General features: G+C 58.6%; 11 protein-coding genes and 1 tRNA gene. 5 read left to right on the top strand and 7 right to left on the bottom strand.

The window, feature by feature from the left end:
* Positions 1 to 2: 2 nt before the first annotated feature.
* The 3 genes from ligA to sciP all read right to left on the bottom strand — a co-directional run bounded on the left by ligA (position 3) and on the right by sciP (position 3,293).
* Positions 3 to 2,129 (bottom strand): NAD-dependent DNA ligase LigA, encoded by a 2,127-nt coding sequence (gene ligA / locus BM225_RS11310; RefSeq protein ID WP_072706534.1) that lies wholly within the window; start codon positions 2,127 to 2,129, stop codon positions 3 to 5.
* A 68-nt stretch (positions 2,130 to 2,197) separates the two neighbouring features.
* Positions 2,198 to 2,917: a response regulator transcription factor CtrA gene (gene ctrA, locus BM225_RS11305; protein ID WP_072706535.1), complete on the bottom strand. Its 720-nt coding sequence runs from the start codon at positions 2,915 to 2,917 to the stop codon at positions 2,198 to 2,200.
* A 73-nt stretch (positions 2,918 to 2,990) separates the two neighbouring features.
* Entirely contained in the window at positions 2,991 to 3,293 is a 303-nt protein-coding gene (gene sciP, locus BM225_RS11300) for a CtrA inhibitor SciP (protein WP_072706707.1), read from the bottom strand.
* 130 nt (positions 3,294 to 3,423) lie between these two features.
* On the opposite strand from sciP, the gene mnmA reads away from it, so the two are divergent.
* Both mnmA and BM225_RS11290 read left to right on the top strand, forming a co-directional pair.
* Positions 3,424 to 4,569 (top strand): tRNA 2-thiouridine(34) synthase MnmA, encoded by a 1,146-nt coding sequence (gene mnmA, locus BM225_RS11295; protein WP_072706536.1) that lies wholly within the window; start codon positions 3,424 to 3,426, stop codon positions 4,567 to 4,569.
* Between the two features lie 37 nt (positions 4,570 to 4,606).
* On the top strand, positions 4,607 to 5,236 hold the full coding sequence (locus BM225_RS11290) for a nucleotidyltransferase family protein (protein WP_072706537.1): 630 nt from the start codon (positions 4,607 to 4,609) through the stop codon (positions 5,234 to 5,236).
* On the opposite strand, the gene BM225_RS11285 is transcribed toward BM225_RS11290, so the two are convergent.
* From BM225_RS11285 to BM225_RS11275, 3 genes are all read right to left on the bottom strand, one after another.
* Entirely contained in the window at positions 5,188 to 5,862 is a 675-nt protein-coding gene (locus tag BM225_RS11285) for a Hint domain-containing protein (protein WP_177218607.1), read from the bottom strand. The genes BM225_RS11290 and BM225_RS11285 overlap by 49 nt on opposite strands.
* A 208-nt stretch (positions 5,863 to 6,070) precedes the next feature.
* The gene (locus BM225_RS22295) at positions 6,071 to 9,586 is read right to left on the bottom strand and encodes a Hint domain-containing protein (protein ID WP_143095372.1); all 3,516 of its coding nucleotides are present in this window, start codon (positions 9,584 to 9,586) and stop codon (positions 6,071 to 6,073) included.
* A gap of 770 nt (positions 9,587 to 10,356) precedes the next feature.
* Positions 10,357 to 10,442: transfer RNA gene (locus tag BM225_RS11275), tRNA-Leu, on the bottom strand.
* A 152-nt stretch (positions 10,443 to 10,594) separates the two neighbouring features.
* Here BM225_RS11275 and BM225_RS11270 point away from each other — a divergent pair.
* Positions 10,595 to 11,173 (top strand): YqaA family protein, encoded by a 579-nt coding sequence (locus BM225_RS11270; RefSeq protein ID WP_092464418.1) that lies wholly within the window; start codon positions 10,595 to 10,597, stop codon positions 11,171 to 11,173.
* The gene (locus BM225_RS11265; RefSeq protein WP_072706539.1) at positions 11,170 to 11,637 is read left to right on the top strand and encodes a disulfide bond formation protein B; all 468 of its coding nucleotides are present in this window, start codon (positions 11,170 to 11,172) and stop codon (positions 11,635 to 11,637) included. The genes BM225_RS11270 and BM225_RS11265 overlap by 4 nt, the downstream gene beginning before the upstream one ends.
* Before the next feature lie 55 nt (positions 11,638 to 11,692).
* Here the strand turns inward: BM225_RS11265 and BM225_RS11260 are convergent, their stop codons facing one another.
* Positions 11,693 to 11,962 carry an usg protein gene (locus BM225_RS11260; RefSeq protein WP_072706540.1) on the bottom strand — a complete coding sequence of 90 codons (270 nt, stop codon included), beginning with the start codon at positions 11,960 to 11,962 and terminating at the stop codon, positions 11,693 to 11,695.
* Between the two features lie 195 nt (positions 11,963 to 12,157).
* Here BM225_RS11260 and gyrA point away from each other — a divergent pair, with 195 nt between their 5' ends.
* On the top strand, positions 12,158 to 14,923 hold the full coding sequence (gene gyrA, locus BM225_RS11255) for a DNA gyrase subunit A (RefSeq protein WP_177218606.1): 2,766 nt from the start codon (positions 12,158 to 12,160) through the stop codon (positions 14,921 to 14,923).
* The last annotated feature ends 30 nt before the right edge of the window (positions 14,924 to 14,953 follow it).

Genomic DNA, 14,953 nt, shown 5'->3' with positions numbered 1-14,953 from the left:
GATCAAGCCTGCCCGATCATTTCGAGCCAGCCGTCCTCGTCCAAGGTCTCGATCCCTAGCTCAGCGGCCTTTTTCGCCTTGGAGCCCGCACCGGGACCGGCGACCAAAATGTCCGTTTTGGCACTGACCGAGCCAGACACCTTGGCCCCGAGCGCCTCGGCGCGGGCTTTGGCCTCGGCCCGTGTCATCTTTTCGAGGGTCCCTGTAAAGACCACGGTTTTACCTGCGACAGGACTGCCATCGGTGGACGGCGCGGCCACATCTTGGACCTCGAGCTCTGCGATCAAACGATCAATGCTCGCGCGCTCGGCCTCTTGAGCAAAGGCGGTCACGATCGACCGCGCCAAGACGGTGCCCACGCCATCCACGGACAACAGGTCGGCCCATGCCTCGCTGCTTTCATCATGGGCGGCGTCGAGCGCTGTGGTCAGGGCATTCCAACTGCCATAGTGGCGGGCGAGCAACCGGCTGACCTGTTCGCCGACATGGCGGATGCCAAGCCCGAAGAGAACACGATCCAGACCGATTTTCCGTCTTTCATCAATGGCATCAAAGAGTTTCTTCGCGCTCTTGTCGCCCCAACCTTCGCGGTTCTTCAGCTGCTGCATGCCGCTGCCGTACCGCTCGCGCAGCTTGAAAATGTCCGCTGGCTCTTTGATCCACTCATCTTTGTAGAACTGCTCGACCTGCTTGGCGCCCATCCCGTCGATGTCAAAGGCTGCTCGGCTGACCAGATGCTTCAGCTTCTCGACCGCTTGCGCGGGGCAAATCATTCCGCCAGAGCACCGGCGCACACTATCGCCCTCTTCGCGGATCGACTCTGATCCGCACTCAGGGCACACCGTCGGAAAGTCATACTTTTCAGAGCCTTCGGGGCGCTTATTCAGGTCAACATCGGCAATTTTTGGGATCACATCGCCCGCACGATAAACCTGCACCCAATCGCCCACGCGAATGTCACGCCCTTCGCGGATCAGGTTGCCAGCGTTGTCGCGGCCTTCGATGTAGTCCTCGTTATGCAGCGTCGCATTGGACACAACCACACCGCCAACCGTCACAGGGGTCAAACGCGCAACGGGGCTCAGCGCGCCTGTGCGGCCGACCTGAATATCTATCGCCTCGAGCCGTGTCCACGCCAGTTCAGCGGGAAATTTATGGGCGATGGCCCAACGCGGCGTGGTACTGCGGAAGCCCAGACGCTCTTGCAGGGCAAGGGCATTCACCTTGTAGACCACGCCGTCAATGTCGTAGCCCAAGGTTGCCCGCTTCTGTTCGATCATGCGGTAGTGGGCGATCATATCGTCCGGCCCGTTACAGATCGCGGTCAGCGGATTGGTCTGAAACCCAAGATATGCCAGCCGCTCAATCGCTCCCATCTGGGTGTCGGCCAAGGGCGCCGACAGTTCACCCCACGCATAGGCAAAGAACCGCAGCGGGCGCGCCTCGGTAATTTTAGCATCAAGCTGGCGCAGGGAGCCTGCAGCCGCATTGCGCGGATTGGCGAAGACTTTGCCACCGCGTTCTTGGTGGCGGGCGTTGAGAGCCTCGAAGTCCTCGTGCGACATGTAGACTTCGCCGCGAACCTCCAAAACATCGGGCACGTCCGTCAGCGATTGCGGGATGTCTTTGATGGTGCGGGCATTGGCGGTCACATCCTCGCCCTCAGCCCCATCGCCGCGCGTTGCGGCGTAGATCAATTTGCCCTTCTCATAGCGCAAGCTCAGGGACAGGCCGTCAATCTTTGGCTCTGCTGTAAAGGCCAGATCACCCGCAGACATGCCAAGGTAGCGCGCGATGCCATCCACAAAATCCGTGACATCTTCGTCATCGAACGCATTCGACAGTGACATCATCCGCACGCGGTGCTGAATTTTGCCAAAGCCTTCGGCGGGCGCAGCACCGACTTGCTCTGACGGGCTATCTTCGCGCCTCAGTTCGGGGAATCGCGCCTCGATTGCCGCATTACGCGCCTTCAGCGCATCATATTCAGCGTCCGAAATCTCGGGCGCATCTTTTTGGTGATAGGCCGCATTAGCCGCGCCCAACAGACCAGCTAGGCGCTCCAGCTCTGCACGCGCTCCGGTTTCGTCCAATGCCTCGACCGGCGTGTCGTGAAAATCCTGGCTCATGAGGCACCCCAAACGCTATTCCGTGTGCCTGATGGTTTAGGACGGTGCGTGCCGGTCGTCCAGTCGCCTCAGCCGCCGACAGCGATCTGTTTGTTGGTCGCGCCTGCCGCATCCGAAGGATCGCGCATCACGTAGCCGCGCCCCCAAACGGTTTCGATATGAGTTTCACCGCCAGTTGCTTTTGCCAGCTTTTTCCGAAGCTTGCAGATGAAAACGTCGATGATCTTGAGTTCCGGTTCATCCATCCCACCGTAAAGATGGTTCAGAAACATCTCTTTGGTCAGCGTGGTCCCTTTGCGCAGGCTCAGGAGTTCCAGCATCTGATATTCCTTGCCGGTCAGGTGTACAGGATCACCCTCGATATCCACTGTCTTGGCATCAAGGTTCACACAAATGCGGCCTGTGCGGATCATAGACTGAGAATGCCCCTTGGACCGGCGAATGATCGCGTGGATGCGGGCGACCAATTCGTCTCGGTGGAACGGCTTGGTCAGGTAATCGTCAGCGCCAAACCCGAACCCCTTGAGCTTGCTCTCGGTGTCATCTGCTCCCGACAGGATCAGCGCGGGCGTTTCAACCCGCGCCAAACGGACCTGGCGCAACACTTCGTGACCGCTCATGTCCGGTAACGACAGATCCAAGAGGATCAAATCGTAGTCATAAAGCTTAGCCAGCTCGATCCCTTCTTCACCAAAGGCAGTCGAATACACATTCAGGTTAGCATGACCCAGCATCAACTCGATGCTCTTGGTTGTCGCCGGATCATCCTCAATCAGCAAAATACGCATTTATAAGATTCCCAAAACTCTTGAACCATCTTGCGTACAGACTGCCTAAAAAGGGTTAACTGCACGTTACCAATTAACCCAATCTTTCATTATCCTCTCTAGGTTGTCTATAATTTTGTACCTGTGTCGCCTTCAAAGCCCTTGATCCATAAGAGTTAAGTGCGGAATCCCAGCTATCGAGCTCTTCGTCCGAGAGGCCATACCTCTCTAAGGCAGATTTACGACTCAGCAATCCATGACGCACGGCCAGCACCACCGATTCCTTGCGCGAGGCGACCCAGCGCAGGGTATTGGTCGGCGGCAGGTCCGCATGGCTGAGTACTCGACCATCGGGCAGCGCCACAGTGCGCACCCCGTCTACACGTTTTAGAAACATATCAGTCCCCTTTTTGCTTCCCACACAGGGAAAATCGGCCAAGGGACTTAACAGGACCTGAAACCGGCTCTTGAGAGTACTGAGGATTTTCATATATTCCGCAGGTTCCAAACCCGCAGGAGTATGCCCCATGGCGCTGGACAACGGCACCCCGCTCAATTCCCTTGGTTTCGCCAAGCCCCCGTCGGAGACCCGCGTGGTCGTCGCGATGTCCGGAGGCGTGGACAGTTCGGTTGTGGCCGCACAGCTTGCCGAGGAAGGCTATGACGTGGTCGGCGTCACCTTGCAGCTGTACGATCACGGGGCGGCTCTGGCGAAAAAGGGCGCGTGCTGCGCGGGCATCGACATCCACGATGCGCGCCGCGTGGCCGAAAAGATGGGATTCCCCCATTACGTTCTGGATTATGAGAACATTTTTAAGGACGCGGTGATCGACGAGTTCGCCGACAGCTATCTGGCTGGCGCGACCCCCGTGCCCTGCATCCGCTGCAACGAGCGAGTGAAGTTCAAAGACCTGCTGGAAACCGCGCGGGATCTGGACGCCGACTGCATGGCGACCGGCCACTATATCCAGCGCAAGGACGGCGAGAATGGCCCCGAGCTGCATTGCGCCGCCGATGCGAACCGCGATCAGAGCTACTTCCTGTTCTCGACCACGCCCGAACAGCTGTCCTATCTGCGTTTCCCCTTGGGACATTTGCCATCCAAGGACGCGACCCGCGAGCTGGCCGCGAAATATGGCTTAAGCGTGGCGGACAAGCCCGACAGTCAGGACATCTGCTTTGTCCCGAACGGCAACTACGCCAGCGTGATTGAAAAGCTGCGCCCCGGTGCGGCAGAGCCTGGTCAGATCGTCCATGCAGACGGCCGCGTTTTGGGCGAGCACAACGGCGTGATCCACTACACCATCGGTCAGCGCCGCGGCCTTGGGATCGGCGGGCTGTCTGAACCGCTGTATGTGGTCAAACTGGACGTAGACCAGAAGCAAGTCATCGTTGGCCCCAAAGAGCTGCTGGCCACGCGCAAAGTCCCCGTGCGAGAGATCAACTGGCTTGGCGACGGTCCGTTCACCGACATGGCAGAGCGCGAAATCGCGGTCAAAGTCCGCAGCACCCGTCCGCCAGCGCCCGCAATCCTGCGTCCGATCAGCGACACCGAGGCAGAGGTTGAACTCCTGACCGCCGAAGAGGGCATCAGCCCCGGTCAGGCCTGTGTGTTCTACGATCCCGACAGCACCCGCATTCTGGGTGGCGGCTGGATCTGGCGCGGATACTGATCCCTTGCTCCCATCGCGCGGCGCGGTACAGTCAGGCATGACACCCGCGCCCGCTATCCTCATTCTCGCTGCCGGAGCATCCTCGCGCATGCGCGGGGCCGATAAACTGCTAATGGATGTGGCCGGACAGCCATGTCTGCGTGTTCTCACCGAGCGGGCTTTGGCGACGGGATTGCCGGTCTACGTGGCCCTGCCGCCCGACCGCCCCGCACGCACCGAGGCATTGCACGGCCTCAAAGTCACGCAGGTGGTGATCCCCGACGCAGCGGACGGCATGGGACATTCGATAAGGGGCGGCATCAGCGCCCTGCCCGATCACGTGACCGGAGCCTTGATCCTGCCCGCCGATATGCCCGACATACAGACTGCTGATCTGGTCCATTTTACTGAATTGCACCGGACTGCACCGGACCTGATATGGCGCGCAACTGACGCCGAAGACACCATGGGGCACCCCGTCATTTTCCCGAAGGACTTGTTCTCTCAGCTATCAGAACTGGCTGGAGACGACGGCGCCAAATCGGTGGTCAAACGTAACCTGGACCGACTTAAAGCCGTGCCACTTGCAGGACGACGCGCGACATTGGATCTGGACACGCCTGAAGCGTGGGAGGCGTATTATTCCGGCTCTTTGCGCGGATCAAAAACCTCGGCCCCGCAGGACTGACGAGCCGCCTCGAACACCGGACCCCGCACGGGATCACGGCCTGCCAGAGCCGCAAGCAAGTCTTCGCGGACCACATCCGGCAGTGCTCGGACAACGGTCGAGTCAGGACGATAGCTTTCGGTCCAAGCGCCATCCGCGAGCAGGATTTCGTGCCGCTCCATCAGGACATGCACAAACTCGACTTCGCGCTGAGGCGCCACAACGACCCCATCCCGACCAAGGAAACACCGCGCAGGCACCAATAGCTCGACAGACGGCAAATTCCCCCGCACCAACTGCCGCGTGAGCAACAATTGATGGTCGGGAGAGACAAGAAGGTCACTTTGTGGGACGCCATCGCCAAACGTTCCGGCCTTGATCAGTACAGGCTGCAGACGGGCGCCGCCATTGGCATTGCTGAGCTTGTAGCGGCTCCGACCAACCCAGAGCACGGGGCAAAACCCATTGTCTCTTGTCAGCAACTGGTCGCCAGTACGCAATTCCTCGACCGCTCTTGGGCCTTGGCGCGTCGCAATATGTGTTCCCGGCGTAAAGCAAGGCACGCTAAATGGCGTCGCAAAGGAAGGATCGTTCGAGGAATCAGGAGCAACGACGGGACCGCTGGCCCTTTGCCAGCCAGATCGCATCTGCACCACTTTTCCACCCGATTGATCCATTGCCCTCACACACCCTCAACGAACACACACGCGTCCATATTCAAGATTTCTGACATCAAAATAGGGCACAAATGCGCCCTGTTGCAGGCGGTTATGTGAGTATTTCTTACTTAAAAAGTTAAAGGGCGGCACCCCAAGGATACCGCCCCTCTTCAAAAGTATTGTTTTTGATAGCGCTTTAGTGAACCAGCAGCTTCGCTTCGTGCTTCTTCAGCGAACGACGCGCCGCTTCGAAGTTCTCCAGACCCTTCTGGTTCTTCAGCTCGGGGAACAGATCGTAGATTTCGTTCCGCTGCTCCTCGCCGATTCCCTTCAACGAGTAGTCACCGGGCTGGAAGCTTTCAGACCAGCATCCGTTCGATAGGACAACCTCGTGGCGGTCGAACATGAAGTGGATGTAGGTGGTCGAGGGCACGTTCACTTCGTAGATGCCGCCAGTTCCCAGCAGGTGCTTGGCCGCCGCCAGAACTTCGGGCTCTTCGAAGTAAAGCGAGGTCTTCTCGTTCGCGATCAGCATCCGGTGGTTTGGGCTGACCATGATGTCGGTTTCCGGCAGGCCGCTACCCAGCGCGCCAGCCTTGATCATGATCGGGCGCAGATGTGTCGAACGCTGCAGATCCAGAGAGGTCACATTCTTTGCGCCAACCCAGCGGATGCGCTGGATGCCGTTGTCGCGAGTGATCACACGATCGCCAACCTGCAGCTCTTCGACCAGACGCTCGCCCATGGGGGTCGCAATGACGGTGCCGGGGGTGAAGCACGGGATGATCTTTTCGATCTCTTCGAACTTCAGAGTGCCCGTCACATTGCCAAGGCTGTCGAGGAAGTTGACCTCACCGCTGGTGGAGTCGCCGTCCGCGTCAGTGGTGACATTGTTGAACTGCCATTTACCCAGACCGGTCAGGTCCAAGGTATCGAAGTCGTCGCCACCAGTGCCACCGTCAACGGTGTCGCCTGCGCCCACGCCGGTAAAGGTGTCACGGTCATCGCCGCCTTCGGCATAGTCTGCGTGCGCGTCGCCCGGCAGACCAAGGATGATGGTGTCATCGCCCTTGCCACCGATCAGCGAGTCCGCGTCAATCCCACCGTCGATGGTGTCATCACCGTCGCCACCCAGAATGGTGTCCGCATCATCGGAACCAAACACAAGGTCATTGCCCGCGCCCGCATCGACATAGTCGGTGCCGTTATTGGTGACGAGGTCTTCGCCATCGGGGATGTTCAGGTCGTCGGGCAAATCAGGCGCAAAGCCAGCGTACACGGTGTCGTTGCCATCACCCGCCAGAATGGTGTCGGCCCCTTCGCCGCCAACGATCAGGTCGTCGCCAGCGCCAGAGTCTACGTAGTCGTCGTCGATACCCGCCAGAATGGTGTCATTGCCGCTGCCCGAGTAGATCGTGTCGCGGTCGTCACCGGTCCAGACGTAGTTGTTGCCTTCGCCCGCATCGACAAAGTCACGGTCATTCTCGGGGTCGCTGTCCGCGTCGAACAGGCCAGGGTAGCCCAGATCGGGCAGAGCTTCGGTGTCCTGCCAGCCGACCATGATCGAGTCGTTGCCAGCGCCACCCAGAACACTGTCCGAACCGTTGTACGCATCGACGGTGTCGTCGCCGTCACCTGCGTCGATGGTGTCATCGCCCGAGCCACTGTCGATGTAGTCGTTGCCCGAACCACCTTCCATTAGGTCGTTGCCCGAACCACCGCGAACAAGGTCGTCGCCAGCACCACCCAAAACGGTGTCGTCTCCTGCTCCGCCAGACACGCTGTCGTTGCCGTCACCACCATCGACGAAGTCATTGCCGTCTTCGCCGCGCAGGGTGTCATTGCCACCTTCGCCACGGATCGAGTCGTCGCCCGTTCCAGCGCGCACACTGTCGGCACCGTCGCCTGCGTAGATCGAGTCGTTCTCGGACCCGCCGGTGATGCTGTCATCGCCGCCTTCGCCAAAGATCAGGTCAGCACCCGTACCGCCTTCGATGGTGTCGTCGCCGAGACCCGAATAAACCGTGTCATTGCCGTCGCCCGCGTCGATCACGTCTGCGCCGTCAAGGATCACCTTGTCCGCGTCGTCAATCAGATCGTCGCCTGCGCCGCCTTCGATGGTGTCGTTGCCTGCACCGTAGAAGATGGTGTCGTTGCCGTCGCCGCCGATCACAGAGTCGTTGCCGTCGCCTGCGTAGATCAGGTCGTCATCCGCGCCGCCGTCGATGGTGTCGTTACCACCTTCGCCGTACAGGGTGTCGTCGCCCGCTTCGCCGTGGATTTGGTCGTCGCCTGCGCCTTCGGTGACAATCGCCGACCCCACATCCGACGAAGTTTCGTAATGTGCGTTGTCGAAAGATGCACCCGAAGTGCCCAGATCAACGGTGATCTTGACGTCGTTGAAGTCCTTGTCACCCAGATTATACCAGTCTTCGAAACCAATTTTGACAGTGGTTTCATCAACTTGCTGGATGCCCTTGGTGTGGACTTTGCAGTCGCTGTTCAGGTTGATGTTGTCGCCATAACCCGAGGACAGGAACTGGCCGTGCTCGTTGACGATACCCACACCGACAACTGCGCCTTGAGCCGCGTTGTACTCATATGTGCTGCCAACACCGTCACGCGCATCTGCCTCAAGCAGCTTCACGTTCGAGATTTCGCCCGTCTCGGGGTCGATGGTGTAGGCGTAGATCTTGTTCGCGAACTCGGCCGACGCGCTGTCGATCTTGATCGTGACAGGCGACGCTTCTGCAGAGCCCTGCTTGCTATCGCCATAAACGATGTCATTGCCTTCGCCAGCTTTGACAGTGTCATCGCCTGCGCCTGCCAGAACCACGTCGTCGTTCAGGTCGCTGTTCGCGAGGATCGCATCCTCGTTGTCGATCATGTCGCCTTCGGGGTCGCCATCGTAATTGATGTCGATCAGGTCGTCGCCAGCGGTGCCTTCGACATAGCCGTCGCCCTGAGGCGCTGCGTTGTCAAAGATCGCGACATAGTCGATCGCGCCTTTGAAATAGTGCGAGTAGTCGCCGTCGTAGTCGCTGTCTTCACGTGCGCCGACGGTCCAGCTTTCGCCATCGTTGTCACCGATCTCCATATCGAGACCTTTGACATCGTGTGTCAGAGTGGTTTCCGAGCTATCGGTCAGGTTCTGAACAACAAAAGTGCCGCCGGTGTTTTCGTCCCAGGAATACGAGACGTTCAGCGTGTCGCCTTCTTTGAAGAAGCAATCATCGGTTTTCAGAAGCGCTTTTTTGCCATCGTCGATGTGCATGACATACACCCGACCGTCCTTCGTGACGCCAATCTCGAAGTAACCTTCAGGTGTGTTCACCTCACCGCCGTACGCATCCTCGGCTTCGCCGCGCGAGATGATGACGTCCTCAGAGGTGCCAACGTGCTCTTTCTGGGTGAACTGGACCTCAATGGTGCCCTGACCCAGATCGAAGGGGTTATCGTTGCCTTCGATGGTCATGTAATCTTCGTGACCGTCAAGATGCAGCTGTCCGTCCTTGACGTTGGCATGTCCGAACAGTTTGCCGTTCTGGGCAACGCCGTCCTCGAGACCGGTATCTGCGGTGCCGTTCAGGAAATCCCACAGGCCAATCAGGCCCTGCGAGTCATCGGTGTAATTCATGGCGGTAGAGCCGTCATAGTCGGACGAGTGGCTTTTGTACCAGTCCATCCATGAGCTGTACTTATAAAACGTCATCTCTCTTACTCCTGTCCGGCGCAAAGGCCGTGGCGTCAACAAGAGCCCACAGAGGTTCGACAGAACCACAATGCCACTTCTGACTCAAAGGTGTATGAGATCGTTCACAAACCAGACGGTTTATGGTGCCCATAGGTGGACGTCGCAGAACTCTTTACGCCTTCCGCACTTGCCACGCAGGTTGCCCTGCGAGCCCGTGTTACTCAGTCAAAAGCGCCATCCCCCCAGATGGGCACTCCTTTGGGATACATCCCACCTACCCTTAAGACAAAGAGAAAATTCGAAATGGTTAGCGGGTTGACCCCTTTTTTCGGCCTTAAAGCTGCCTTTTTTTCGCCTTATTCACGAAATCGAGCCCCGTTTGTTTCGCAAAATGATCCAATGATGCACCTGCAGAAACCTCGATCAGCAGATTTTAGCTTTTATTTATTGGGTTTTGCATCAATTCACGGAGTATCATCGAAACGTGAACGTTTCCCGTACAGAATGAATTTAGTTTTTTTGTGAAAACTTTATGCACAGGGGGTCACGCCCACTTTCGACCACATTCGTTAGTATGGATATTTTGGCGTTTTGACGGAATTTCGTCCGCTATATCGACATTCGTCGCGCCGCCCGCTCCGAATCACGCGCGGTTTCAAGCAGTTAAATCTCGAAAGTATGGGGTTTCAAAATGCAAGCCGCACTGCGGCACTGCAAATGCAGAACACAGCTGCAAGAGCGCGGGTGATCCCTGCAAACTCTGCGTCATCGATGTCATTGAGAAACTGTGGTGCCTAAGGTGGGACTCGAACCCACACGATGTTGCCATCGGGGGATTTTGAATCCCCTGCGTCTACCATTCCGCCACTCAGGCAGGCACTGTGTGGGACTGACTAGCCCAACCAATCGGCAGGGACAAGACCCAACCCGCATATCAGGTGATGAAAAACGCAGGACACGTCAGCATTATTGACCGCCGCCCCGCAGCATGGAATGTCTGACGCAATTTCAGCAGGAGTAAGACCGATTATACGTCGACTTTATGATTGGACGATGGGGCTCGCCGACCATCCTCGCGCACTTTGGGCGCTGGCGATTGTCTCATTCGTCGAAAGTTCGTTTTTCCCTATTCCCCCAGACGTCATCATGATCCCCATGATCCTTGCCCGCCCCAGCCGCGCTTGGCTGATCGCGGGCGTTGCACTGATCAGCTCGATCCTGGGCGGTCTGTTTGGCTATGCGATTGGGGCCTTCGCATTCGAAACCGTTGGCCAGCCCATTCTTGCGGCCCTCGGCAAAGCCGACGCGATGGAGGCGTTTAACGTCCGCTTCAATGATATGGGCTTCTGGGCCGTGCTGATCGCGGGCATGACCCCCTTCCCTTACAAGGTCATTACGATCATGTCCGGCTGGACCGGCATGCCGCTCGCGACCTTTATGGTCAGCTCTCTCTTGGCGCGCGGCATCCGCTTCTTCCTTGTCGCCGCGCTGCTCAAGCAATTCGGCGCACCAATCCGTGATTTCATCGAGAAGCGGCTCGGCATTATGTTCGCGCTGTTTCTTGCCGTGCTGATCGGCGGCTTCTACGTGGTAAAGCTCCTATGACCCAACGCTCTCTCATCGCTCTGGCTGCTTTCGGTTCGCTGGCCATTTTGCTTGGCGCTTTTGCCTTCCAGTATATCGGAGGCTACCCGCCCTGCGCCATGTGCCTGTGGCAACGCTGGCCCCATGCGGCCGCGATCGCGCTTGGTGTGGTGGGAGTGCTGTTTCCCGCATCGTTCATCGCTTGGCTAGGCGCATTGGCGGCGGCCATCACCAGCGGCCTCGGCGTCTACCATACAGGGGTCGAGCAGAAATGGTGGCAAGGGCCCACAAGCTGCACCGGCTCTGGCGATGCACTGTCTGGTCTGACGGGCAATGACCTGCTCAGCCTGGATGGTCCTACAGGTGTCGTGATGTGCGACGAGATCGTATGGGACCTGTTCGGCATCTCCATGGCTGGCTACAACGCCATCTTCTCAGGGCTGTTCGTGCTGATCTGGATCGCCGCGGCGCGCAGCAAATACTGATGCTCTTTTTATAGAGACAACAGAGGCGGCCCAACCAAGGCCGCCTTTGGCATGTTTAATGGATGCGGAATTCGCCCACGATCTGTTGCCAATCGGTCGGGCTCAGCAACTTACGGTGAGCAAAGCGGACGGTGTGCAGCTTGCCCTCGATCTCCCGTTCCCAGAATTCGATGAACTCGAACATCTTTGGGTAATCGGGGGCCAAGTCATACTCCTGCCAGACAAACGTGTTCAGCACGGACGTGTAATCAGGCATGCGGTAAATCATCTCGGCGGTGGTCAATCCGTAGCCCTTTAACAGCAGTTCAGTTTCACTCTTTTCCATCTGCGGTTCTCCTGTTCTCTCTGCTCTGATTCAAATTACAGGCCAACCAGATTTTTCTGGCAAGAAAAACAGTGTGTTAGCAGCCACCCTCTTGGGCTGCCAGCGCAGGCGTCCACTGGCATTGCGCACCATATGCTGGCTCTGCTATAACCCTTCCAACAACATATAGAATTAATGGCTGGGACAGGCGACACAGTGACCGACACTCCGGAAACCCCTGAAAACGCAGAAGAAAATCCGAAGCCCCGCGCGATCCATCACGGACCCACGATTTCGATCGCGGACGAGATGAAGACATCCTATCTGGATTACGCGATGTCGGTGATCGTCAGCCGCGCCATTCCCGATCTTCGCGATGGCTTAAAACCTGTGCACCGACGCATTCTCTATGCAATGCACGAAACTGGGAACTCGCACGACAAGCCCTATCGCAAGTCCGCGCGTCCCGTCGGCGACGTCATGGGTAAATACCACCCCCACGGCGACAGCGCGATCTATGACGCGCTGGTCCGTATGGCGCAGGACTTCTCGATGTCGCTGCCGCTGCTGGACGGTCAGGGTAACTTTGGCTCGATGGACGGCGATAACGCGGCGGCCATGCGCTATACCGAAGTTCGCATGGACAAGCCCGCGGCTGCGCTGCTGTCCGACATCGACAAAGACACGGTCGATTTCCAAGACAACTATGATGGCAAGGACCGCGAACCCACGGTTCTGCCCGCCCGCTTCCCCAACATGCTGGTCAACGGCGCTGGCGGTATTGCGGTCGGTATGGCGACCAACATTCCGCCCCACAACTTGGGCGAAGTGGTTGATGCGACCCTCGCACTGATCGAGGATCCGGACCTGAGCAGCGAACAGCTGATTCAATATGTGCCCGGCCCCGACTTCCCGACAGGCGGCATCCTGTTGGGCCGCTCGGGTGCGCGCAAAGCCTATCTTGAGGGACGCGGCAGCGTTATCATCCGCTCGAAAACCCACGTCGAGGAAATCCGCAAGGACCGCTACGCCATCGTCTGCACCGAGATTCCATATCAGGTGAACAAAGCCTCGATGATCGAAAAGATCGCCGAAGCCGCCCGCGAGAAGCGGATCGAAGGTATCGCCCACGTTCAGGATGAATCGGACCGCAACGGTGTGCGCGTCGTGGTGGAACTGAAACGTGACGCGACCCCCGAGGTCGTGCTGAACCAGCTGTTCCGCTTTACCCCGATGCAGACTTCGTTCGGGTGCAACATGCTTGCCCTGAACGGCGGCCGACCCGAGCAGCTGACCCTGCGCCGGTTCCTGACCTGCTTTATCGACTTCCGCGAAGATGTCGTGGTGCGCCGCACCGCCTATCTGCTGCGCAAGGCTCGCGACCGCGCCCATATCCTATGTGGCTTGGCCGTGGCTGTCACCAACGTGGACGAGGTGGTCGCGACCATTCGCTCGTCCACTGACGCTGCCGAAGCCCGCGAAAAGCTGATGACTCGCCGCTGGCCCGCGCAATCCATCGCGGAATACATCAAGCTGGTGGACGACCCGACCCACACCATCAACGAAGACGGCACATATAACCTGTCCGAAGCACAGGCCCGCGCCATCCTCGAACTGCGTCTGCAGCGCCTGACCCAACTGGGTGTTCAGGAAGTCACCGACGAGCTGCAAGAGCTGGCCAAGTCGATCCGCGAATACCTGGAAATTCTGGGTTCGCGCGAACGCATCATGGGCATCATCGCCGACGAACTGCACGAAGTGCGTGACCAGTTCGCCGTTCCACGCCGCACCGAGATCGTAGATTGGTCCGGCGACATGGAAGACGAAGACCTGATCGAGCGCGAAGACATGGTCGTGACCGTGACCCAGTCCGGCTACATCAAGCGGACCGCGCTGGCCGACTTCCGTGCGCAAAAGCGCGGTGGCAAAGGTCTGTCGGGCATGGCGACCAAGGATGATGACGTTGTCACCACCCTGTTCGTGGCCAACACCCACACGCAGCTTCTGTTCTTCACGACCGATGGCATGGCCTACAAGCTGAAGTGCTGGCGCCTGCCCCTTGGTGGTCGGACCGCCAAGGGCAAAGCGATCGTCAACATTCTGCCGATCCCGGTCGGTGTCTCGATCGCGGCGATCATGCCGGTGGACCGCCCCGAGGACGATTGGGACGACCTGCAGATCGTGTTCGCAACGTCCAAAGGCTCCGTCCGCCGCAACCGTTTGTCCGACTTCACCAACGTGAAGGCGAACGGCAAGATCGCGATGAAGTTCGAAGGCGAAGATGAAAACACCCGCCTGATCAACGCCCGCATCTGTTCCGAAGAGGACGATGTGATGCTGGTGACGAACTCGGGCCGTGCGATCCGCTTCCCCGTGCCCGAAGTGCGCGTGTTCAACTCGCGCGCCTCGACCGGTGTGCGCGGCGTGAAGCTGTCGGGCGATGATGAGGTCGTGTCGATGTCTGTCATCCGTCACTTCGAAGCCGGCTCTGACGAACGCGCCAGCTATCTGAAGATGCGCCGCCTGATGGCTGGCGTAACCGAAGATGATGCCGCGAGCGAAGAAGAAGGCAACGCAGACAGCCAACTGCCCCAAGAGCGCTACGCGGAAATGTCGGCAGCTGAAAACCTGATCCTGACCATCACGGCCAAGGGTCTGGGCAAGCTGTCCTCGAGCCATGACTACCCGATCCGGGGTCGCGGCGGCCTTGGCGTCACTGCGTGGGAGAAGTCCATGCGCGGCGGTGAAATCGTGGCCTCGTTCCCTGTCGAGGGTGACGATCAAATCATGCTGGCAACGTCCAAAGGCCAGTCGATCCGCGTCCCTGTCGATGGCATCTCTTTCCGCTCGCGCAGCGCTGGCGGGGTCCGTGTGTTCAACACGTCAAACGGGGAACACGTGGTGTCGGTGGCACGGATTGCCGACCAAACCGATGAGGTCGAAGATGACGGCGGCGCAGAGGCCCCGGCGTCGGAGGAATAACGCCGACCTATACGAATAGAACGGAAAAAA

Origin of the sequence: Donghicola eburneus (genome assembly GCF_900115865.1) — a bacterium.
GTDB classification, from domain to species: Bacteria; Pseudomonadota; Alphaproteobacteria; order Rhodobacterales; family Rhodobacteraceae; genus Donghicola; species Donghicola eburneus.
Note: the sequence above shows the minus strand (reverse complement) of the source record. Positions and strands in the feature narration are given on the sequence as shown.